We start from the raw sequence: 23,061 nt of genomic DNA, 5'->3' as shown, positions 1-23,061 counted from the left end.
ATAAATTATATTAATTTCTCTACTCCTAGGAAAGAAAGAAACAGCCATAGCTTCAGTAGAAGCACTTGTAGTTCGGTTGTGAGTTTTATCTCTTTAGGCAGTAAATCAGTTAGTTGCATGCGTTTTATAACGCTTTGTTACTTTAAGGTTTCCTTATTCTACTCCCACTGTACCTGCTAAAAAGGTGCCTTTACAAGTATCTAATAGCTGCATCTGTACCCATCAAAGATAATTTATGAGTAGAATCTTTACAAAACTTCATTCAGGAGGTACCCGGATATTTTCACCCCTCTTTTCAATTATTCTGTTGTTATTCCTGTCTCTTTCAGGAGGTATGGCAATGGCCCAAACTATTACAAGTTTGCAACCCGCCTGTAAAACTGCCGGAGAGGGAGCCTTTGTGTTAACTATAAATGGGGATAACTTAAACGGAAACACAACAGTTGTAATTAATGGAGTTTCTATAAACCCTGCATTTACTTCTACTGCTACGCTTCGGGTTAATGTAACTGCTAACCTCATTGCTACTGCTGGAAGTTTGCCTGTGAGTGTAAGGAAAGGTAATGGTAATGGTAATGGTAGTAGTAATTCAAATACGTTAATGCTCCAGGTTGCGCCGGTCTTAAACGCTGGGGCTATAACAGCTAGCAATAATAATTTATGTGCAGGCACAGCTGGCGTTCGTTTTAGCGTGGCTGCGGTAGCGGGTGCATCAGGCTACCAATGGGTAGTACCTTCTGGGGCAACTATTGCAAGTGGTCAGAATACAAATGAAATTATTGTCAACTTTTCAGAAAGTGCCGCTTCTGGTACTGTTACGGTTGCAGCCCTCAATGCCTGCGGAACTGCAGGAGCTACAAGATCTTTAGCAGTAACAGTAAGGCCAAGACCAGCAGCACCCGTGGTGCCTGCGGTAGCCCGTTGCGGGCCTGGAGAAGTTACTTTAGCCGTTACAAATCCTGTTGCAGGCGTTACTTATCGCTGGTTCAGTGCAACTAATATAATGGTGAAGGAGGGTGCTTCTTATACTACGCCGGTATTAGTCTCTTCTACTACCTATTATGTAACGGCTATTGGTACTAACAGCTGTGAAAGCAGTGTACGGACTCCTGTAACTGCTGAAATAAGGCCATTGCCAACCGCGTCTATACTGCCTGAAGAACCTCAATGTGCTAACCCTGATGGCACTAACGTTTTTGGACTTACTGGAATGGTGACAAATGGGAGTTATATTTGGGAAATCATTAGTGGCGGAGAAATAGCGACTATTAGCGGCGACAACACATTTACACCACTGGTAAGCGTAACATCGGCAGGTACTGTGAGGATACGTTTGACTGTAACCAGCAATGCTGCTGGCTGTGAACCAGCAGTAGCTGAAACAGACCTAGTGGTAAATCCGCTTCCTGCTGCACCAGCTAGCAGCAATGTGCAAGGAGGAGAGCGATGTGGTGCAGGCGAAGTAACGCTTACAGTTATAAATCCTGCGGATGGGATAACGTATCGTTGGTATGCCAGGGCTGCCGGAGGAAACGCACTGGAAACAGGTACATCTTATACAACAGCTGAGCTTTCATCATCAGGTATATTCTATGTAGCCTCAGTAAGTAGCGCTGGCTGCGAGAGCGCATCGCGCACTCCTGTTTCAGCTACAGTTAAGCCATTACCATTGGCTACTATAGCAGTAGAAACACCTCGCTGCCAAAGTACAAACGGGCCTACCTTTTTTGAACTAACCGGAAGAGCTGAGAATGGGCCGTACAGCTGGGATATAATTGAAGGAGGCGAAATTGCCACGATCTTGAACGAAAATACCACCACACCAACTGTACAGGTAACAGCGCCTGGTGTTGTAAGGGTGCGCCTGACAGTAACAAGCAACAGTGATTGCGGGGAAGATACAGATGAAGTTGAGTTAGTTGTTAATCCATCACCTGCTACACTTTCTAAAGCTAACGTGCCTGATGTGTCGCGTTGTGGAGCCGGAAGTGTGACGTTAACAGCTACAGGTGCGCCTGCAGATGGAACATATCGTTGGTACACAGAACCTACAGGAAATGAATTGGCGTTTACAGGAAGTGTTTTTGAAACACCTGCTTTAGACGTATCTACCACGTATTATGTAGCGGCTGTAAGTGCAGCAGGCTGCGAAAGCGCTGGCAGAATTCCTGTAACGGCCATTATCAGAGTTGAGCCAACAGCAGTAATACGCGCTGAATCGCCACAGTGTGACAACCCGAATGGGCCTAACGTGTTCGGGCTTACCGGCGAATCCAGTAGCCAAAACTATATATGGGAGTTGGTTGATGAGGGAGGAATAGCAACCATCAGTGGTGAAAAAACACTTACCCCTCTAGTCACGGTAACCGGTACAGGCAGCGTAACGATCAGGCTGACTGTTACGAGTGATAATGGCTGTGTGCCTGCTGTAGAAGAGCTTGAGTTAGTAGTTGAGCCAATACCAGGTTCCTTAACGCAGGCAGATGTGACAGGGGCAACCCGCTGTGGGCCGGGCCAGGTAACTTTATTGGCAAGAGGAGCTCCGGCCGGAGGGGCCTACCGCTGGTACGGGCAGCCTATAGGAGGCCAGATTCTCTCAACCTCTGCTACCTTTACACCAACTGTAAGCCAAACCACTACTTATTATGTAGCCGCTGTCAGCAGCGCCCAGTGCGAAAGCATCAGCAGGGTAGCGGTAACTGCAACTGTAAATGAGCTTCCGATAGCGAATGCCGGTACAGATCAGGCTTTATGCCGAACAGGTACCAGAACAGCCTTTGCCTTGGCAGGCAGTGCTTCAGGAGGTACTGTGCTATGGGAACTAATAAGTGGAGATGCTTTGATTTCAACGCCATCCTCTCTGACTACAACTGTTCAGGTTGCAGGTGCTACGGCTACTATCAGGCTAACTGTTACAAGCCCGGAAAACTGTGTTAGCACAGATGATGTGGTGCTAAACGTGACGCCACTGCCTGTCGTGTATGCTGTAACCGGAGCAAGTAGTTACTGTATAGGTAGCCCGGGTGTTAGTATTGGGATGCAAAACTCAGAGGCAGGAGTGAGCTATAGCTTGTTTAAGAACGGTGCGACAGAGCCTTTGGCAACTGTAGCCAGAACTACAACAGGAGCCTTCTCCTTCGGCAGCGGCTTTACAGCAGGAACCTACAGCGTAATAGCAACAACTATAGCCAACCAACCTAACACTGCTGCTTGTCCAAGAACAATGGGAAGAGGCTTAACGGTAACAGAAAACCAATTACCACTTGCGTTTAGTGCTACAGGAGGCAGCTACTGTGCCGGCAGCGGAGGTGCGGAAATAACGCTTACTGGGTCTGAAGCAGGAATCCGCTACCAATTGGTACGCGTGTCGAATAACCAAAATGTAGGTGCATTAAGGCTTGGCGATGGGACTCCGCTGTCTTTTGGGCAGCAACTGGCGGGAAAATATAAAATAGTGGCTACCAATTCATCATCTAGCTGTTCCCGTGATATAGCCGTGCCTGAAGTTGTAGAGCAGGAAGTATTGGACCCACTAGGCGACATTGTTATCCGGAATGCAGCAGGCGAGATTATCTCTCCCTCTCAATTAGTGGCTGGAGAAGGTGCTTCTTTCACTGTTGTGTCTGATATCATCGACAACAATGACCTTGAAGCGATACGTTGGTATACAGGCGACGGAAACGATGTAAACTGGGAGCTGGTACAGACCGGAGGATTAGTGTTTGAAATTGCCGAGGTGCCTGTTGGCGCACTGTTTAGTGTGAGAGCAGAAGTATACCCTGTTGATGGCGCCTGCTACACAGTAGCGTTTCAGGAATTGGAAACAGCCCCTGCTGTACCGTTGCCAGTGGAGATTATCTACTTCAGGGCTGCCAGGCAAGGGTATAATGTACTGTTGGAGTGGGCTACGGCCATGGAGGATGATAACGCAGGCTTTGAAGTTCAGGTATCAGAAAATGGTTTCGACTTCAGAAAACTGGACTTCATTGAAACCAGGAACGGAAATGCCTCCATGAAACAGGTTTATACTTATACAGATAAGGAAAACGGTAAGTATGGCACACGCTATTACAGGTTAAAGCAGCTGGATGTAGACGGAAAGTTCTCATACTTTGGACCTAATGTAGTTACGTTTGGTGAAGTGGCTAGCCAGGTTAAAGCATTCCCGAACCCTTTCATCTCAGAATTTACGCTGGACATTGCAGCAGATCAGAAAGGGCAGGCGAACGTAGTGCTATACAATACCGCAGGCCGACAAATACTAGTATATACCTTTGATGTTGAGAAAGGCTTCAATAAAGAAGTGTTACAAGTTGCACCTGACTTGCCACATGGTGTCTACTTTGTGAGGGTGAGCCTAGATGGGAAAATATATAATCTAAAGCTGCTAAAGCAGTAAAACTATGAAAGAAAACAAGAAGAGCCGGGCAAATTCCCGGCTCTTCTTGTTTTACCCTGCTGCCGTTTGAAACAAGTAAGCAGCTTTATATGAATTTTAGGCAGAAAGAGAAAAGTCAGGCTATACCGGTTTTCCTCTTTCTGCAAATCAAATTACAGCACCTTTACCTTTAGGCTGGTTGCCTGCTGTGGCGCGTGGTATACTTTGTGCGTTGCTTTGATAAAATCTTCTTCGTTGGCCTCGTAGATGTTCGGTACATACTTCTGTGGGTTGCGGTCTACGAGCGGGAACCAGGTGCTCTGGATCTGTACCATCAGGCGGTGGCCTTTTTTGAAAGTATACAGCACATCCTGCAGCTCCACGTTTACCGGTGTTACCTGATTGGGCGTAAACGGCTCCGGCTTTTCAAAGCTGTTGCGGAAGCGGCCTCTGAACACCTCGCTGCGCACCATGGCCTGGTAACCTCCCATTTTCTTGTCGGGCTGGTGCGGATTTGCTTGTGCCGTGTCAGGGTACACATCAATCAGCTTCACAACCCAGTCAGCATCAGAGCCGGAAGTGGCTACTTTTAGCTGCGCCAGTATCTCGCCAGCCAGCGTTAAATCGTCCGTCAGCACATCAGTCTGGAAAGTAAGCACATCAGGGCGGCGGCTGGCAAAGCGCTGGTCGTCGGTCATGTACTCTCGCGTCATGCCAATGGCTACTTCTTCTGTGAATGGAACAGGTTTGGCAGGATCAGAAATATACTCGCTGGCTTGTGTCTCACCGGCTTTTGGAGCCTCAAAGCTTAGTTTGCCGTTTTCGTGGAAGTATAGCGTGCGTTCCTGGGCTTCTTTTGGTGGCCATACTGCAAACTCGCGCCAGGTATTGTTGCCGCCTTCAAACATAACTGCCTCAGGCAACTTAACCGGCTGCTTGGCATCTCCTTTCAGGTAATGGTTAAAGAATCGGGCTTCTACTTCCTGCTGATAGTAAGGCGAGTTTTTCTGTCCAAAGTATACATTGCCAATGTTGGAACCATCCGTACGTGCCCAACCGCCATGCACCCAAGGGCCCATCACGATCATATTCGTCAGCTTCGGGTTGTTCTTTTCGATGGTCTGGTAGATCTTCAGCGGGCCATACAGGTCCTCGGCATCGTACCAGCCGCCTACCGTCATCACGGCAGTGTTTTTCAGGTTTTTAAGGTGAGGGAGTATATTGCGTGCCTGCCAGAACTCGTCGTAGTTCGGGTGCTCCATCATCTCGTTCCAGAAAGCCACACTGCCTTTCAGGTACTTTTCGTTTGCGTTCTTGAGCGGCCCCATCCGCATAAAGAATTCATAGCCATCCGGCGTGCCATGGTCAAAGCGTTTGTTCCACTCCGTTGTCAGCTCTTTGCGCGGCAGGCCAAAGCTGCTTAGGAAGTTGTAGGCGTGTGGCAGGAAGAAAGCTCCGTTGTGGTGAAAATCATCCCAGAACCAATCAGCAATAGGTGCCTGCGGTGACACAGCTTTCAGGGCAGGATGGTTGCTCATAAGACCCGCGGCAGCATAAAAGCCAGGGTAGGAGATGCCCCATTGGCCCACGCGTCCATTATCATTATCAAGCTTTTTGATGAGCCAGTCTACCGTGTCGTAAGTATCGGAGCTTTCGTCTATATCTTTCTTGCCTTTCTTTTTATCAAGGTGCGGCGTCATGTTCACAAACTCACCCTCCGACATAAAAGTACCCCGTACATCCTGGTACACAAAAATGTAGCCATCGCGCATCAAGGTAGTGCTTGGCCCCAGGCTGGTTTTCATGCCTTCGCCATAAGGGCCAACGGCGTAAGGCGTGCGGTTCATCAGGATGGGGTACTTCTTGCTTTTGTCTTTAGGCGAATAAACCACAGTAAACAGCTTTTTGCCATCGCGCATGGGTATCTTATATTCTGCCTTCTCATAATTCTGGCGGATGTACAGCGAGTCTTCGTTTACCTTTTGCGCCATACTTATGGTGGCGCTCAGGCAACACATAACCAGCACAGCTAGCCACTGGAGCAGGTTGTTCTTTTTTAGCATAGTTTTGATTTAAGGTGATATAGGTTTAAGAGGGGTAATTTAAGCAATCCATGTTTTATTTAATAGGCAAAAGGCTAAAACAGCTGCTGTAGAAGCTTTTGTAAGTATACTCAAGTAAATATATAGCTGAGAAATTATACTTTGTTAAAGCTTTTCTTATATTTAAGGACTGAACCAATAACCTACTTATATCATATGAAAGCAGTAAATCTTATCTATAAGCTGCCCTACCTGTTTATTATAGGGGCCATATGTGCAATGGTCTTTGCTATTGCATCAGACTTCGAAAACTTTATGACTGGCTTGCAGGGCAAACCCGAAGTAAGCTACAAAACAGGCTACCTGCTTGGCTACAATGGGTATTATCTGGCTACTCTAGTGGTAGGGCTCGTTCTACTTTACTATGTGAGGAAGTATAGAAATCTTATTCATAGATAAACACATACATCACCACTATGAAAACCCGTAGTTACTTAAAACTTTTTTTTGCAGTTCTAGCCATCTACTTCATTGGTAGTGTTGCCTTTAACTGGGAAGAACACAAGCAGGCCTATAGAGAGGGTTATGAAGCTGCAGCAGCAGACTCAGATATCACTTCTGACACACCTTAAACAAACGATGCTATGAGTGCAAAAAAGACAAATAGACGCTATCTCCTCATAGGAGTAGTAGTAGCGCTGGTAATTTATGTAGTTAGCGGCTGGGATGATCTTGAGAGAGGCTTCAAGGATGCACAGGCCGGAAAGCCTTATAGGTATGAGGCAACAAAGTAGATATAACTGACCTGCACAAGTATAAACTGGTACTGTGGCACCTGCCGTAGCATAAAAACTTATAATAGAAAGGCAGCCTGATATGAGGGGCTGCCTTTTTGCGTTTTATACGTTCTTCTATAGCCAAGCCGGTACTAACGTATTGTGCTGATGGTCGTAGAGTTAAAACAAATCAACCTAACAGCTATGAAAGCGATTTACTATGAAAAATACGGCAATGCCGATGTACTGCAGTATGGTGAGCAGCCAAAGCCAACTATAAAAGATAACCAGCTACTGGTGCGGGTGCATGCCACAAGTATAAACCCAGTAGACTGGAAAATTCGGTCTGGAAAGCTACTTCCTATTTCCGGGCTAAAGTTTCCTAAGATTCCAGGGCGCGACATTGCCGGAGAAGTGGTAGAGCTGGGTAATAAAGCGCTTGCTTTTGAGCCAGGCGACCGCGTGTATGGCATGACGGATAATGGAATAGGAGGAGCATCGGCAGAGTATGCGGTAATTTCAGAAGAGACAGCTGTGCTGATTCCGCAGAACCTGAATTATGCTCAGGCTGCCGCCGTGCCGCTTACTGCCCTAACCGCTTTGCAGGCCCTTCGCGATAAAGGTGAACTAGTGCAGGGAGAGAAGGTGCTGATTAATGGTGCCTCGAGTGGTGTAGGCTCCTTTGCTGTACAGATAGCCAAAGCACTGGGTGCCGGCGAGGTAACAGGCGTATGCAGCACCAGCCACATTGAGTTGGTAAAAAGCCTGGGTGCAGATCAGATAATTGACCATAAAGAAGAAGATTTTACCCACAGAAAAGACAGCTATGACCTAATTTTTGACGCTGTGGCGAAAAGCACCTACCTTGATAGCAAAGCAAGTCTGCGGGAAGACGGACGTTATGTTACCACCGTGCCCGATCTGAAAGACGTAGCCTTCGGCTTTGCTCTTTCCGTTTTCTCTGATAAAAAGCTAAAAGCCATCCTGACAGATGATAAAGCGGAGGACCTTAAGCTGATTAGCTCCTGGATAGAGACCGGGAAAGTGAAGCCTGTTATTGACAAAGAGTTTCCATTAAATAAGGCCGCTGATGCGCATCGATATAGCGAAGAAGGCCATGCCGCAGGCAAAATTATACTTGTTATAGAATAGCAGGAGCAGAACTTAACCTGCGTTTACTAAGAGCCGTTATAACAGCACTACTTTATTGGAGAACGAATGGAACAACAACAAGATAAATTATTGAAGGATTACTCGCAGGAGGAGAAAGGCGCTTATTTTGGTGCATTGGCCACCATGGCATCTGCAGACGGTAAAGCAACAGACGAGGAACTGGAGTTTTTGAGCCTGATGAGCGAAGCGGCAGAACTACCTGAAAATGTACATGGCGAGGTAATAGCTATCGCAAAAGATCCAACTATTATCAACGTGCAAAAGTGCCTGGATGTGCTGAAGACCAGCCAACTGCGCTTTTCTTTTATCACAGACATCATCAGCTTTGCCAAAGCCGACGGAGAGTATTCGCAGGAAGAGCAGAAGCGGATTCAGGATATGGCCGTGTACCTGGGCGTAGATCAGAAGCAGTATAGTATACTGGAGCAGTATGTGAACAAAGCTGATGAGGCGCAGCAGCAAGGTGAAGACCCGACGTCGCAGTCGTTTCTGAACAAGAATGGCTTTGGCGATATGTTTCAAAAAGCCGGTATTTCGCCTAACATGGTGAAAGGTATTTTAGGTGTTGCCGCCCCGCTTGTTATTGGCAGCTTGTTAAGTAGCGGACGCCGCAGACGCTATGGCGGCGGAATGATGGGAGGTGGCTTGCTAGGTAGCCTGCTAGGTGGTGGTATGATGGGAGGAGGCATGTACCGTGGCGGTGGTGGCCTTGGTTCTGTGGTATCTATACTTGGTGGACTGAACGGTAGGAGAGGCTACGGAAGCATGAGGCAATCTGGCGGCCTGGGCTCTTTATTGGGTGGTTTGTTTGGTGGCTCACGCAGAGGAGGCTGGTAACATAGTCAGGTGGAGCAGGAGCTAGCTAAGTTCCTGCTCTATCAAGCTTCAGATATCTTCTTCCCGCCATAAACCCCGCACTTTCTTGCTCCCTATGATAAAGGTTGGTACTGCTGATACGCCTGCTTCCATGCGTTGAGATGCGCCTGTTTATACTTGCCAGCATCTAGCATGAAGTAATCGGATAAATTTAGCTTAACCTATCATGTCATCCTGAAAGGATCTTGTGGGGAAGTCGCAAAGGCTTAACCTCCGGGGGAGGTGCTCTCCATTTCTAGCGAGCTTCTTACAGCATGACAGGCATTTTTATACTTAAAGTTAATTCCGTGCCTATACTTAGTAAAATTAGTTAGCGGCTTCAAAGCCATACTTGTCAGTGTAGCAAGTATGGCTTTGTCATTTAAGCTCTGTTCTTACCGAAAATCAGAACGGCAATCGCAAAAACATCCAGATACAGTTATAATTTTTATCTTGAGAAATCTAATCTTTAACATCATGCTTCGGAAATCTATACTACCCTTTGCGTTGGCTTTTGCTTTGCTTTCGTGCCAACAGCAACCACAGCAAATAGCTGGCACTACCACAGAGGCATCTGCCGCTAAAGTTTACTACCCAGGAGAGGGCGATGACTGGAAACACCGCAAGCCGGAAGAGCTGGGTCTTGACGCTGCCAAGTTGGAGGCAGCTGTAGCCTGGGCCAAAACCCAGGAAACGCAGCAAATGCCCAAAGACTTCTCTACGCAGGAAGAGATATTCGGGAAACCACTTGGACCTTTACCAGCTACCAGAGCCAATACAAATGGTATCATTTTGAAGGATGGGTATATTGTAGCTGAGTGGGGCGATACAAAAGCCGCTGACCCTACCTATAGTGTAGCCAAGAGTTTTTTGTCAACCATACTTGGCCTTACGCTGGATAAGGGGAAGGTACAAAGTATAAATGACCCGGTAGCCAAGTATATAAACGATGGTGGCTATACTTCGGAACACAACAGTAAGATAACGTGGGAGCACCACGCACGCCAAACATCAGAGTGGCAGGGGGAGCTATGGGGCAAGAAAGATGATTTTGTTGGCCAAGAGGAGTATGGCCGTGGCGAACGCAAACCACGTGAGCTGCAGGAGCCAGGCACCTTCTATGAGTATAACGATACCCGTATCAACCGCTTTGCTTTGTCCTTATTACGCGTGTGGGAGAAGCCGCTGCCAGAGGTGCTCGAAGATGAGATCATGGACCCAATCAACGCCTCGGAAACATGGCGTTGGGTGCCTTACCGCAATTCTGTTGCTGCTGTAAATGGCAAGCAGATGCCATCGGTAAGTGGTGGCACGCGCTGGGGTGGTGGCCTTTGGATAAGCGCCCGCGACGAAGCTCGATTCGGCTATCTGTTCCTGCGCAATGGCCGCTGGAAAGACAAACAAATCATTTCAGAAGACTGGGTGAAGAAGGCAACAACCGTAAGAGGCCCTGTAGGACCGGATTATGGCTACCTCTGGTGGCTAAACACCGGTGGTGAGGCCTGGCCAGACGCACCAACTACAAGCTATGCCGCCTTAGGTGCAGGACAAAATACAGTTTGGGTAGATCCTGAGCACGATCTTGTGATTGTGTGGCGCTGGCACAACGGCAACCAAAACGAACTGTTTAAGCGGGTGCTGGAGGCAGTGAAGTAACAACTTTCTAAAAACGACAAAGGCTGTGCGACCTGCACAGCCTTTGTCGTTTTAACTACTGCTTTTTTCTCAGCTCAAAATCTATGTGATGCTTGCTGTATAGCTCGTACAGTTGGCGCGAGAGCTCAAATAACTTGTCATCCTGCAAGCCGGCAGCATTGCGGGCTATTAACTCCTTTTCTTCAGATGATAGAGAACTGCCTGAATCTGAGTTCAAGGACTCCAGCTTTTTTACATAGAAGCCGTACCAGGCCTGTACATGTTTCAGGTGGCCGGATAGCAGATTTAAGGCCAATTCTTCGCCCTGTTCTGTTTCGCTTTCTTCTGGTATTTCGATTACCTCATGCAGCATCACAAAGCCAAAGCGGTTTTCCTCCAGTCGCCCACGCTCGTCTCTGATTTGTGGAGCGTATACCTGCAGATAGTGTTGGTCTATCAGCAGTCTCTGGCCTAATTCTTCTTCCAGATCAATTTCATAGGTTAGTTCTTCTGTGTTACTTTCCTCTGCCAAGTGTGCGCAATGAGTCAGAATCTGCTCACCGAAAGGTTCATACAGACTCATTAATCCCTCAAATTCTTTCACATGCAAACCTAAGGTATATGTTTCCTGGTGCCCCTGATGAAGCGTTTTGATCACCATGCTAATATTAGTTTGCTCAATGCAAATAATACGTTCTACCACAATAGGGTGCGATAGCAGGAAAGGTACTGCCTGAATAGATTCTCCCTCGTTGCCCACAGGCGTACTCGGCTCTTCTTCCTCATCCTTCTCTTCCTCTTCAGCGTGCAAGGTATACTCGATGAAGCTATCCAGGTAAGGTAGACTCTCTTTCAGCTCGCGATAAGCTTTTGTGCGCCTTGGCTGCTCTTTGCTTACCATCTTTCCGATTTTGTCGAGCAGGTTCAGGTCAGAGGCTTTTTCCAGTTCTTGAAGGATGTTTTCTGAGGTGGCTTCTTGTTTTAGAAGCAGCTGCTCATACAGGTAGAGTGTGTACACATGAGTAGATAGCCCAAGTTCGGGCAGTACGTCAAAAGCACTTAGTTGCTCGCGTTGGGCCTGCCGCAGCATTTCTACCGCAGTATGCACCGGAGCCAGCAGGTGCTTCTCAGCTGCCTGCTGCAGCTGTTTGATAATGTCCTGTACTGTCTTTTTCTTAAACCCGTCGTTGTAAGTTATCTCCCAGAGTATTTTCCGGTATTTGTCGGAGTTAGGCAAACCGAAGGAGGCGAGAATCTGCTGCTCCTGCCAAAGTACTTCTTCAAAAAGATCTGTATCCTGCTCAGGGCCTCCTTTGTCTTCGAGTTTTTTAGTAAGGGTGTAGTATTTTTTTAATTCGTTTTCAGGCTGCATTCAGTGTTGGTTTAGCTGATTAAGGGTGCTGCAAAACATTAAAGGTAACTATTCTGATGTTAGGAACCTTATTGTACGTAAGCCAGCCGGGTTGTGGCTAACGTATGAGGTGTCTTAAAATGGCAGTTAAAGGCTTTGCAGCTGTACTGGCTTTACAACACTTTTTTAACAGGAACTGTTATTTTTATTGGCTGCAATAGCAAGTATGGCTATCGAAGAGATAACTGCTTCTGAGCTTCCTGCACGATAGCTGTAGGCTTTTCTCTTGTTTGCTATGTGCAAGGTTGTATTAAAACCGCTTTAGCTGATTCTTCTGGAAAGTCCATTCTGGTGTAAGGAGCGGGTCTTTGAATGAAGTGCTATACCATGGGCTAATGGTGGGGTTCATGGGGTTTTTCAGGACCTGTATTTCTTGTGCAGGCATATAGCTTTGGGCCATCAGGAACAGCTTCTCTCCAGATGTTTTATTTACGGCCACATCCATCACAATTACGGCATGGCCGGGGCTTCCGCCTTTTATAAAAACGTCTCCTATCTGCAGGTCTTCCATGGCTACTGTTGTCATCTCATTAGACAGTGAAAGTGTGCCAGCGTAAGTAAACACTACTTTTAAATAATCTTTGAAAGAGGCATAGCTTGTAGCAGGAGCCGCTTTTTTTACCCAACTGCACGCATTGCCTTTTACATGAATCCGATAGCCCTGCTGCCACTTGCTGTAATCTGCCCGAAAGCCACTCGTGAAGTTAAAGTGAATGTCTTCGTAGCGCTTCTCTTTAAAAAGGTATTCGGCACGCAGGCGCATTACGGCATCAGCACATTGCTGCAGGTCATACTGGCCAACATCAATATCCAGCACAGCATCATAAATGTTGTCATTAGGCTTAACAGCTCCATTATAGTAATGAACTAAGGCTCCGTCGGGTTTCAATTTGAAGTGTTGCAGATAGGCCCCAAAGGAGTTTTGCGAAGGTATAACCCTGGTAAATCCAGCTGGTGCCGGAAAGCGCTCTGCTATTGTTTTACCAGCAGGAATGATACGTGCTTCTGTGGCTGTGATAGCCTGTAGGCTCTTTTCCTCTACCTGTTCTGCTTTAGAACTGCAGGCAAGTATAAATGTAAGTATACCGATGAAGCACAAGCGCATAAGGTTCTGAATTTTTATAGGAAGATACTGTTTTTTAGTAAAATAGTAATGTGTAAGAGATGTGTTGTTAGCATATAATTTCTGCTAAAGTATAGGTTGTTTACTAAAGCAAAAAGCGGCTACCCCAACCGGAGTAGCCGCTTTCTGTAAGATATTTATACTTGCTTAGTGGCGGCAAACGCAATGCTCGCCGGCTATACCTTCAAAGCGGGTATCGGTGCCCTCGTGCCAGTCAAAGGCAGAGGCATATTTATCGTTTTCCCACCAGAACTTGCCTGGCTTTTTGTCTGAGTTACCAACCTCTGCTATGGTAGCGGCATCGTACAGGCGGCCATTAATCATGGTATACTTTACCTGCTCAGAGTTTTGGATATTCTCCAGCGGGTTAGCATCCAACACGATCAGGTCGGCTAGTTTGCCTGCTTCCAACGAACCAATTTCCTGGCTCATGCCTAAGTACTCTGCTCCGTTCAAAGTAGCAGCCTTTAAGGCCTCATGGTTGGTCATGCCGCCTTGCTGCAGCATCCACAACTCCCAGTGGGCGCCTAAACCCTGTAGCTGTCCGTGCGCACCTAAATTTACTTTTACACCATTGTCGGTTAGTGCTTTAGCAGCTTTAGAAGTAGCAATGTGGCCATTTTCATACTCTTCATCTGGCACTAGCGTAACGCGGCGCGAACGACCATCTATAATAGAGCGCGGTGTAAACTTCAGCAAGCGCTCTTTATCCCATACATTCGTTTTCTGATACCAGTAGTACTCACCAGAGTTACCGCCATAGTTCACAATCAAGGTAGGGGTGTAGCCAGATTTAGAGGCTTTCCATACTTCCAGCACGTCTTTGTAAAGCGGAGCTACCGGAATATTGTGCTCTATACCTGTGTGGCCATCTAATACCATCGACATGTTGTGAAAGAAAGTAGAGCCGCCTTCCGGGTAAACGCTCATATCCAGCTCGCGTGCAGCCTGTATTACCTGCTGGCGCTGCTCACGGCGTGGCTGGTTGTAGCTTTTAACTGAAAAACCTCCCACTGCCTTCAGGCGGCGCAGGTGTGAACGTGCGTCGTCGATACTGTTGATGACAGCCTTAAAATTACCATCGGCACCGTAAAGTATCGTACCCGTTGAGTAGATGCGAGGGCCAACCATAGCGCCAGATTTCACAGCTTCTGACTGGCTAAACACCATCTCTGTGGTAGAAGAAGGGTCGTGGGTAGTGGTAACACCATACGCCAGGTTAGCAAAGTATGACCACTGCTTCTGCGGGCTCATACCTAAACGGAAAGTGCCCAGGTGCGCATGTACGTCAACAATGCCTGGCATGATTGTTTTGCCATTGGCATCTATCACTTTAGCGTCTTTTGGAACAGCTACATCTTTACCAACGGCCACAATGCGGTTACCGTCTACGATGATGGTGCCTCCTTCAATCACTTCATCACCTTTCATGGTGATGATGCGGGCATTGGTGAAGGCTACTTTACCTTCCGGTATATCTGTTTTCAGCTCCAGGCCAATTTTCAAACCTGTCGTGTCGATAGCAGGGAGCTTATCTGGTGCACCAGCCACAAACGTGAAGCGGTCTTTTAGGTCGTTAGAGAAATACTCATCGCCCAATACCCAGTTAATTTTCTTGCTGTCGGCTGACCAATGGATGCTGGTACCAGCATCGCGGGTAAAGCGGGCCACCGGAATAGCTTTTGTATCTGCACTCAAATCCAGACCTGCACCGTTTGTTGTAAAAGGAGCAACGTAGCCATTGAATAGCTCCACAAAACTAATCCACTTGTTGTCAGGGCTGGGGTAGAACTGGTCGGTATACTTTGAAGTATAGTGTGTCTGTTCGTTTTTGCCGTTCAGGTCTATACTCTTGAAAGCATACTTATCGCCTTCGCTGCCTGTGAAGAAGATGCGGTCAGAAGTAGCATTGAATAGGGGAGAAGCACCGCGCTCCTGCACCAAAGTAGCTTTACCGCCATCAGCTGCCATATAATAAATGCCACGCTCTTTGCCATGCGCGTAACCCATGTGGTTATTACCACCATCCTTGCTGTACACAACGTGTTTGCCATTTGGCGAGAAGGTAGGCTCTGTATAGAAGCCTTTCTCCGTTGTCAGCTTAACAGGCTTAGGGTTCTTTTTGCGGATGTCGAGCTTATAAATCCCCCCGAAGCTATCGTCGTTCCAGGTGGTGTAAACAATCTGCTTGCCATCAGGCGAGAAAGAAGGATAGAATTCGAAGTCTTTACCGGAGGTGATGCGCTCTGGCTTACCGTTCGGCAACTCTTTCTTGTAGATGTAACCGGCAGCATTGAACACCAGTGTTTTTCCATCCGGAGAAGTTACCGCGTGGCGAATAGCTTTGGCTGTAAACTGCTTCGGTGAAACTCCTCCGTTCTTGCTATGGTCGTGGCGTACGGCATCGGTAATATAATGCGTAGCTGTAGCTTCAAAAGGGATGTTTGTTACCTGTTTAGTTGCTACATCAATTTTATTGATTTTACCGTCTGCCCAGAAAACGATGTTTTTGTTATCTGGTGTCCAGGAGAAGGATGGGTAAACCCCAAACACAGCCCAGGCCTCCTGCTGGTCGTGGTTCAGCTTGTCATATACCGGCCACTCTTCGCCTGTTTTAAGATCATGCACAAACAGCACCGACTTAGTGCGCACACGACGCACAAAAGCTATCTGCTTGCCATCTCTGGAAATGACCGGGCGAACAGAACCACCGTTTCCGGTAATAACATTGTCGATTTTTCCTGTGTTACGGTCCACGCGGCGAATCACATAGATCTGGCCGTTCGGGTCTTTGTTGTACTCAAAGTTAGAGCCTCCACTCATGTCTTCAGAGTAGTATACATACTTGCCATCAGGCGATGCAAAAGGCTCACCGGCATCCTGCTGGTCGTTTTTGCGCTTGGTTAGCTGTATGCCTGCGCCACCTGTGCGGTGGTACATCCACATTTCTCCGGCTCCCAGCGAGCGGGTGTTGGTGTAGTGTTTGCGGGCAACTAGGTATTCCCCGTCCGGTGTCCAAACAGCATTGTTCAGTAAGCGGAAGCTTTCATCTGTAATTTGCTTGGCATCAGAGCCATCGCGCTTCATCACCCAGATGTTATCGCCTCCTCCGGCATCAGAGGTAAAGGAAATGTGCTGGCCGTTCGGGCTAAAGCGCGGCTGCACTTCATAGGGGCGACCAGTGCGGAGCAGCTTTGCTTTGCCACCTGTAACGGGCATGATGTAAATATCCCCCAGCATATCAAAGACAATTTCTTTGCCGTCCGGGCTTACGTCCACGCTCATCCAGGTGCCTTCGTTGGTGGTGAAAGACACTTCTTTCTGTGGGCCATGCTCGGCATCCACTTTCCACTTGGCTTCTTCTTTTTTGTCCTGTGCCTGTGCTGCGCTATAAGGGAGAGCCAGCGCAGCGGCCAGAAACATACTTAGATAAGTACGTTTATTCATGATTAGATGTAAAGTAGTAGAATTGTTTAGCGCTTCTAATTTATACATTTAAGGCCACAAAGCGAAGTGCTATTACACAGGCAGGTTACTTATCATAGTTGTAAGCTGTTCTTTAGCAGCTCCTCAGGCAGCCTGAGTAGTCAATAGACAACAAATGGGGCAGTATTTACTAAAAGTGCAGAACCTTATCTGACTAAACTGGAGTACAAACATTAATCTGTGAGCTCTGGTAGGGCTGCTGGAGTAAATTTGTTTTATACTTAAGATTTATACCAATGAATTTAGCTGGAAATACAGTGTTGATAACAGGAGGTGCGACGGGTATAGGCTTAGCCATAGCCGAACGTTTTTTGAAAGCCGGTAGTGACGTGATTATCTGTGGCAGGAGAGAGGACAAGCTGCAGGAGGCAAAGCAGAAACATGCCAGCCTGCATACCAGGGTATGCGATGTAGCTGATGAAAGTGACCGCGTGGCATTATTTGAGTGGGTAACAAAGGAGTTCCCGAAGCTGAATGTGCTGGTGAATAATGCTGGTATACAGCGCAGAGGCAGCTTTATGGAGGACGAGGAGCCGTGGTCGGTGCGTAGGCAGGAAATAGCCATCAACGTAGAAGCGCCCCTTCATCTGTCCGCCCTCTTTATCCCACACCTGCAGCAGCAGGTGACTGCCGCCATTATGAACGTGTCATCAGGACTGGCTTTTACGCCGGGTACCTTTGCACTGGTATATAGTGCTACCAAAGCAGCCATCCATTCTTTCAGCATGACACTTCGGTATGAGTTAGCCAGCACAAGTATAAAAGTAATAGAAATTGCTCCGCCTGCAGTAGACACTGATTTAGGTGGCGCTGGTATACACACCATGGGTGTGCCTGTAGACGAATTTGCTGATAGCATTATGCAACGTATTGAAGCCGGTGAGCTAGAGGTAGGCTATGGCAGATCAGAAAAAGCAAGGTTAGCTAGCCGCGAAGAGATTGACCAGATGGTGAAGATGATGAGTACGTTGTAGAGGGGTTGGTATGGGTATAAAGTATAAGTCGCGGTTAACACGTTTGCTAATTGTAAATTACATCTTATAAACTCCTTTTGCTTGCGTAAGCGTCCGCTTGTGCCTCCGACCTTGAATCCCGCTGGCGCTAGCTTGCAGCTAGTGCCTATTATGGTGTAGAGCTTCCAGCTCTACTGGCTCGCAGAGCCATACCTGTACAGCCTCGGCGGAATTTTCATTGCCATTGTTTGTAGCATCTTCAGCGAAGTTATCCTTTCTTGTTGTTGTTCATCCTCCAGCTCCCAAATACCAAATGTTTCACCTTTTGCCTTGGAGCGCTCATGCCCGCGAGGGCTCGTCCTGGGGCATCGCGCTGTGTGCCTGAAGCTGCTCCTCGCTCCGCTGCGGGCTGCCCTAGCGGGCACCGCAACATGCACAAGGCGCTCAACCCAAGGACTGGGAACATTTCCAATAGCATGCACTACCTAAACTTCAGCTATTCCTGTAGGGGCAGGTCGCGACCTGTCCGCGCGATACCGTCCGCTATGAAATTTATACTTGTTAAAATATTATCAACCAAAATTCCCCTCTCGTGAGGGGCTAGGGGTGGGTTTGTGCAATGGCCGAAACTACAGCGCTGGAAACTTTGGCTCATCCTGCCCTCCTCTCAGTTGCTCCAGCGCTTCAGCAGCTGTATGCACGGGTAGCTGGCAGGTTTTGTTGTAACAGACGTAGATGGTGGTTTTGCCGTTGATAGCTATTTTGTCCTCCAGTAGTGGAATGCTGCTACCTGCTCCTGTGTCTTCACCTAACAAAATCATATTGGGCAAGTAGAAGGCACTTAGCTCTGCACGAAGCTCGGCGGCTTCTGGCCCTACGATGGCAACCTCGGCAGTAGGCGTAAGATTGTGGAAGTATAGCGAAGCCCAGTTGCTTAAATGTGTAGGCTCTTTAATCATCAGGTCTTTAATCTTTGCCAGCATCTCATCTGAGAGTGTTGTATAGCGTTCCTCATCAAAGTATAAGCCCAAAAGGTGCAGGTTAGTAGCCATGACAGAGTTAGAAGCCGGGACTACGTTATCGAAGATTTCCTTTTTGCGGGCAATCAGCTTTTCAGAACGCTGATCTGTAAAGTAGAACAAGCGTTCTTTCTCATCAAAGAAGTTGTTCAAGGTATAGTCTGTCAGGGCCTTTGCCTCCTGTAGCCACTTCTCATCAAAAGTTACCTCATAAAGGCGTATAAAAGCGCGTGACAGCAGTGCGTAATCCTCCAGAAAACCATCTATGGTAGCTTTGCCTTCTTTGTAGTTGCGGTAAAGTTTGCTGCCGGTCTTCAGGTGCTCAAGTATAAAGTTAGCATTCCGGAAGGCCAACTCTAGAAAGTGTTTGTTGCCGAAGACATAGTATGCATCGGCCAGGCCTTTTAGCATCAGCGCATTCCAGGATGTGAGGGTTTTGTCATCCAAGCCTGGGCGTACGCGGGTTGCACGTACTTGCATCAGCTGTTCTTTCCAGCCTTGTACCATTTCCTGTAGTACCTCCAGCTCCAGTTGGTTTTCCTTTGCAAAGTCTTCATCAGAAATGCGCCGGTGCAGAATGTTTTGGTTATGTTCAAAGTTACCGGCGGCTGTGGCATGGTAGTATTTAGAGAAGAGCGGCTCTTCATCTCCTAACAGCGCATGTAACTCATCTTTGGTGAAAGTATAATACTTGCCTTCCACACCTTCGCTGTCTGCATCCAGTGAAGCATAAAAGCCACCTTCCTTGCTCATCAGCTCACGCTCAACAAAGTTGATGGTCTCATAAACCACATCGTGGTACAATGTTTCACGTGTGGCTTGATAAGCTTCTGCATAGAGAGAGATAAGCTGCCCGTTGTCGTACAGCATTTTCTCGAAGTGGGGCACCAGCCAGTCGTCATCTACTGAGTAACGGGAAAAGCCGCCGCCAATCTGATCATAGATACCTCCGTAAGCCATCTCACGCAATGTCAGGTTTAGCTGGTTTAAGGCAGTATAGTCGCTGGTTTGGCTGTAATAGCGCAGCAGGAACAGGTAATTACTCGGCATCGGGAACTTAGGCGCTTCCCCCAGTCCTCCTTTTTTCCTGTCGAAGCGTGTGCTAAGGTTATAGCCAATCAGCTTGAAATCGTCTTCACTTACATGAAAGTTCTTTTTCTGAAGGCCATACTTATCCAGTTCGCTTACATTCAGGTGCTGGGCGAACTGCTCGGCAGAAGTGTTTAGCTCTTGTCGGTTTTGTTGATATGCCTCGGCAATATTAGTCAATAGGTTTTCCCACTGCTGTGGCGGAAAGTAGGTGCCACCATAAAACGGCTTTGCTTCTGAATTGAGGAACACGTTGAGTGGCCAGCCACCCCGGACGCCCATTGCCTGCAGCGCATCCATGTATACTGCATCTACATCAGGTCTTTCCTCCCGGTCCACTTTAATGCAGACAAAATGCTCGTTCATCACTGTGGCAATCTTCTCCTGCTCGAAAGACTGGTGCTCCATCACATGGCACCAGTGGCAGGCGGCGTAGCCAATACTGACAAGTATAGGTTTGTCTTCCTGCTTCGCTTTCTGCAGCGCTTCTTCTCCCCAAGGATACCAATTTACGGGGTTATAAGCGTGCTGAAGTAAGTAAGGGCTACTCTCTTTTATAAGTCGGTTAGGTTTTCTGTCTGCTGCCATAAGTTTGTTTTTAGACACAAGTATCAGGATACAAGACGATACAATATTCTGCTTAAGTACAGAAATTTAAGATTGTTGTGTCTGATGTCTAGCGTCTAAAGTCTAATGTAAAGCTATTTCTACGGCGAAGACAGGCAAAGGTGTATGGTTGATGTGTGGCTAAGAGCGTAGCTGTTGCTGTAGGACTTGTTCTTCGGCGGTAACGTCTATTTTATACTTCTCCTGTAGCGTGTGGAGCTGTTTCAGTGTGTTCTGCAGGAACATTTGGTGTGCCTCTGATGCCGCATGGAACGGCCTGTGTGTGACAGCGCGACGCATTTTCTCCCACTCATTTATGAACTGCTTGAATTCAGAAGTATAAAAAGCATCTACAAACTTTTGCCAGATATAATCTTCAGCCAACTCCGATGGGTGCAACATGTCCTGCTTGTAAAAACGGTAGTCGCGCAAATCATCCATCATTATTTCATAGGCCGGAAAGTATAGCACATCCTCATGCGCTTCTTCTAGCTGATGGCACAGCACCCGAAGCACAGATTTGCTCACGCTGTTCAGCGCAATTGTCTCTTTGATGTGGCGCACCGGGCTCACTGTGAGTAGTACCTTAAGCTTTGGGTTAAAAAGCTTGAGTAAGGCAAACATATCTTCGAAGGCAAGTATGGCTTCTTCGTGGTTAAGTAAAACTCTTGTAAAATTGCTGCTAGGTAGCTTATGGCAGTTGGCTACCACTTTACCTGTCTGGCTTAAACGATAGGCTACGGCTGTACCCAGGGTTATGATGAGCAGCGACGCCTGTTGCAGGTATTCGGTAGTTTGCTGTAACCGCTGTTGAATTTGTTGCAACAACTCAGCCTTATTTGGAGAGGAGAGGGAGGAGTGCAGGTCATACGCGTACCAGATGCCCTGGTGCTCCACCAGGTGGTTTTCGAAATTATAAGGTTTACCAGATGCGGCTTTTAACAGCAGGCATACAGATATTGGATTGAAGATCGTTCCGAAGGGATTTACCAATGTATCAACCTTTTGCTGTTGAAGTTTGCTTCCGATTACCTCGGCAAAGCAGGAGCCGATAGTTACTATCTTGTGCTGGTGCGACAGATATAAGTTTGCAGACGGAATATGTACTTCAGTGCGAAACATAAGCGATGATCGTATATCTTTTAAATGTACGGAGTTATGCTAAAAAAAAGCGTCCTGCCAAATCTGGCAGGACGCTTTTATACTTTTCGTATTGAGTAGGAGCTTATTCAGCAACTACATTGAAACGTACCTGGTGCTTCACCTCTTTGTGCAGGTTAAGCGTAGCAGTATATTCGCCAGCAGTTTTAACATCCTGGTCGAAAGAAATACGCTTGCGGTCTACATCAAATCCTTTTGCCTTCAGGGCATCAGAAAGCTGAAGTGTTGTAACAGAACCGAAAATCTTTCCAGTTTCACCCACTTTAGCAGGAAGCTCAAGTGTGATGTCGCCGATGCTGTTAGCCAGCTCCTGTGCATCGTTCTTGAATTTCTCAGCTTTGTGCGCAGCCTGACGGATGTTTTCAGCTACAACTTTTCTGCTTGATTTGTCAGCGATAACTGCCAGACCCTGTGGGATCAGGTAGTTACGGCCATAACCAGGCTTCACGTCTACTATATCGTTTTTATAGCCAAGGCCTTTAACGTCGTCTCTAAGTATTACTTCCATCGTTCGCCCTCCTTATTTTAAAGAATCCGTTACATAAGGTAAAATGGCAAGGTGTCTTGCTCTGGCAACAGCCTGAGCCACTTTGCGCTGGAACTTAAGGCTTGTGCCTGTAAGTCTTCTCGGAAGAATTTTACCTTGCTCGTTTACAAACTTCAGTAGGAAGTTACCATCTTTATAATCGATGTACTTAATTCCGCTTTTCTTGAAACGGCAGTACTTCGGACGGTTTTCTTGTTTGTGTACTCTTTCGTTAACTAAGCTCATTATCCTTTAACCTCCTCTTTTTTAGCTTGTGATTTGAACTCGCCGTTTCTTCTGCGCTCGTTGTAAGCAACAGCGTGCTTATCAAGGGCAGTAGTTAAGAAACGAACTACTTTTTCATCACGGCGATAAGCCAGTTCAAGCGCATCAACAACAGTAGTAGGTGCCTTAAACTCAACAAGGTGATAGAAACCTGTTGACTTCTTCTGGATTGGGTAAGCCAGTTTGCGAAGACCCCAGTTCTCTTCGTGAATAATGTCGGCGCCATTTTCCTTTAGCACCTCTCTGAACTTCTCGACCGTTTCTTGCATCTGCGCCTCGTTCAACAGAGGAGTCAGAATGAAGACAGTTTCGTAATTTCTCAATTCCATCGGTTCGAATTAAATTTTAATTTTAGCCTGCAAAGGTAAATCTCTGTTTTGTGATTAGCAAGTACTCTCTTGATAATTAAGTAAACAAATACAGACAGAAGGTGAACAAGTAAGCTAAAAGATGTATAGTAACACCTCCTATATATTATAGGTGTTGCCTTGCTCATGTCAGGTCACATAAGGTAAGCTATTTTTAATTCAACTTAATATTAAG

General features: G+C 47.1%; 17 protein-coding genes. 7 read left to right on the top strand and 10 right to left on the bottom strand.

Annotation, left to right across the window (positions count from 1 at the left end; genetic code table 11):
* Window positions 1-258: 258 nt before the first annotated feature.
* Window positions 259-672 (bottom strand): hypothetical protein, encoded by a 414-nt coding sequence (locus tag ACFQ2O_RS08260; protein ID WP_377525516.1) that lies wholly within the window; start codon window positions 670-672, stop codon window positions 259-261.
* Between ACFQ2O_RS08260 and ACFQ2O_RS08255 the strand changes: the two genes are divergently transcribed.
* Window positions 602-4,399, top strand: a complete 3,798-nt coding sequence (locus tag ACFQ2O_RS08255; RefSeq protein WP_377525514.1) for an Ig-like domain-containing protein — start codon at window positions 602-604, stop codon at window positions 4,397-4,399. The two genes, ACFQ2O_RS08260 and ACFQ2O_RS08255, sit on opposite strands and share 71 nt — an antisense overlap.
* A gap of 152 nt (window positions 4,400-4,551) precedes the next feature.
* Here ACFQ2O_RS08255 and ACFQ2O_RS08250 read toward each other — a convergent pair whose 3' ends face one another.
* Entirely contained in the window at window positions 4,552-6,441 is a 1,890-nt protein-coding gene (locus ACFQ2O_RS08250; protein WP_377525511.1) for a CocE/NonD family hydrolase, read from the bottom strand.
* Window positions 6,442-6,636: 195 nt separating this feature from the next.
* On the opposite strand from ACFQ2O_RS08250, the gene ACFQ2O_RS08245 reads away from it, so the two are divergent.
* The 5 genes from ACFQ2O_RS08245 (at window position 6,637) to ACFQ2O_RS08225 (ending at window position 10,880) form a co-directional block, all read left to right on the top strand.
* Entirely contained in the window at window positions 6,637-6,879 is a 243-nt protein-coding gene (locus ACFQ2O_RS08245) for a hypothetical protein (protein ID WP_377525509.1), read from the top strand.
* Window positions 6,880-7,064: 185 nt separating this feature from the next.
* A complete protein-coding gene (locus ACFQ2O_RS08240) occupies window positions 7,065-7,214 on the top strand; it encodes a hypothetical protein (protein ID WP_377525507.1) in 150 nt (49 codons plus the stop codon).
* A gap of 186 nt (window positions 7,215-7,400) precedes the next feature.
* A complete protein-coding gene (locus tag ACFQ2O_RS08235; protein WP_377525505.1) occupies window positions 7,401-8,348 on the top strand; it encodes an NAD(P)-dependent alcohol dehydrogenase in 948 nt (315 codons plus the stop codon).
* Window positions 8,349-8,414: 66 nt separating this feature from the next.
* On the top strand, window positions 8,415-9,206 hold the full coding sequence (locus tag ACFQ2O_RS08230) for a tellurite resistance TerB family protein (protein ID WP_377525503.1): 792 nt from the start codon (window positions 8,415-8,417) through the stop codon (window positions 9,204-9,206).
* A 471-nt stretch (window positions 9,207-9,677) separates the two neighbouring features.
* Window positions 9,678-10,880 carry a serine hydrolase domain-containing protein gene (locus tag ACFQ2O_RS08225; protein ID WP_377525501.1) on the top strand — a complete coding sequence of 401 codons (1,203 nt, stop codon included), beginning with the start codon at window positions 9,678-9,680 and terminating at the stop codon, window positions 10,878-10,880.
* A 55-nt stretch (window positions 10,881-10,935) separates the two neighbouring features.
* Here ACFQ2O_RS08225 and ACFQ2O_RS08220 read toward each other — a convergent pair whose 3' ends face one another.
* The 3 genes from ACFQ2O_RS08220 to ACFQ2O_RS08210 all read right to left on the bottom strand — a co-directional run bounded on the left by ACFQ2O_RS08220 (window position 10,936) and on the right by ACFQ2O_RS08210 (window position 16,840).
* Window positions 10,936-12,231: a hypothetical protein gene (locus tag ACFQ2O_RS08220; RefSeq protein ID WP_377525497.1), complete on the bottom strand. Its 1,296-nt coding sequence runs from the start codon at window positions 12,229-12,231 to the stop codon at window positions 10,936-10,938.
* A 289-nt stretch (window positions 12,232-12,520) separates the two neighbouring features.
* Window positions 12,521-13,375 carry a DUF4846 domain-containing protein gene (locus ACFQ2O_RS08215; protein WP_377525494.1) on the bottom strand — a complete coding sequence of 285 codons (855 nt, stop codon included), beginning with the start codon at window positions 13,373-13,375 and terminating at the stop codon, window positions 12,521-12,523.
* Window positions 13,376-13,540: 165 nt separating this feature from the next.
* Window positions 13,541-16,840, bottom strand: coding sequence for an amidohydrolase family protein (locus ACFQ2O_RS08210; RefSeq protein WP_377525491.1), 3,300 nt, complete (start codon window positions 16,838-16,840; stop codon window positions 13,541-13,543).
* 275 nt (window positions 16,841-17,115) lie between these two features.
* Between ACFQ2O_RS08210 and ACFQ2O_RS08205 the strand changes: the two genes are divergently transcribed.
* Entirely contained in the window at window positions 17,116-17,853 is a 738-nt protein-coding gene (locus ACFQ2O_RS08205; RefSeq protein ID WP_377525486.1) for an SDR family oxidoreductase, read from the top strand.
* 608 nt (window positions 17,854-18,461) lie between these two features.
* On the opposite strand, the gene ACFQ2O_RS08200 is transcribed toward ACFQ2O_RS08205, so the two are convergent.
* From ACFQ2O_RS08200 to rpsF, 5 genes are all read right to left on the bottom strand, one after another.
* Window positions 18,462-20,528 carry a thioredoxin domain-containing protein gene (locus ACFQ2O_RS08200; protein ID WP_377525483.1) on the bottom strand — a complete coding sequence of 689 codons (2,067 nt, stop codon included), beginning with the start codon at window positions 20,526-20,528 and terminating at the stop codon, window positions 18,462-18,464.
* A gap of 159 nt (window positions 20,529-20,687) precedes the next feature.
* Window positions 20,688-21,668 carry a GSCFA domain-containing protein gene (locus tag ACFQ2O_RS08195; protein WP_377525480.1) on the bottom strand — a complete coding sequence of 327 codons (981 nt, stop codon included), beginning with the start codon at window positions 21,666-21,668 and terminating at the stop codon, window positions 20,688-20,690.
* 103 nt (window positions 21,669-21,771) lie between these two features.
* Window positions 21,772-22,215 (bottom strand): 50S ribosomal protein L9, encoded by a 444-nt coding sequence (rplI, locus tag ACFQ2O_RS08190; protein WP_377525477.1) that lies wholly within the window; start codon window positions 22,213-22,215, stop codon window positions 21,772-21,774.
* A 12-nt stretch (window positions 22,216-22,227) separates the two neighbouring features.
* Window positions 22,228-22,479, bottom strand: coding sequence for a 30S ribosomal protein S18 (gene rpsR / locus ACFQ2O_RS08185; protein ID WP_377525473.1), 252 nt, complete (start codon window positions 22,477-22,479; stop codon window positions 22,228-22,230).
* Window positions 22,479-22,847, bottom strand: coding sequence for a 30S ribosomal protein S6 (rpsF, locus tag ACFQ2O_RS08180; RefSeq protein ID WP_377525470.1), 369 nt, complete (start codon window positions 22,845-22,847; stop codon window positions 22,479-22,481). Before rpsF ends, rpsR begins: the two co-directional genes overlap by 1 nt.
* Window positions 22,848-23,061 lie beyond the last annotated feature (214 nt).

Source organism: Pontibacter rugosus, assembly GCF_042678745.1.
Classification (GTDB): Bacteria; Bacteroidota; Bacteroidia; order Cytophagales; family Hymenobacteraceae; genus Pontibacter; species Pontibacter rugosus.
This window is presented reverse-complemented; position numbering and strand designations above follow the sequence as displayed.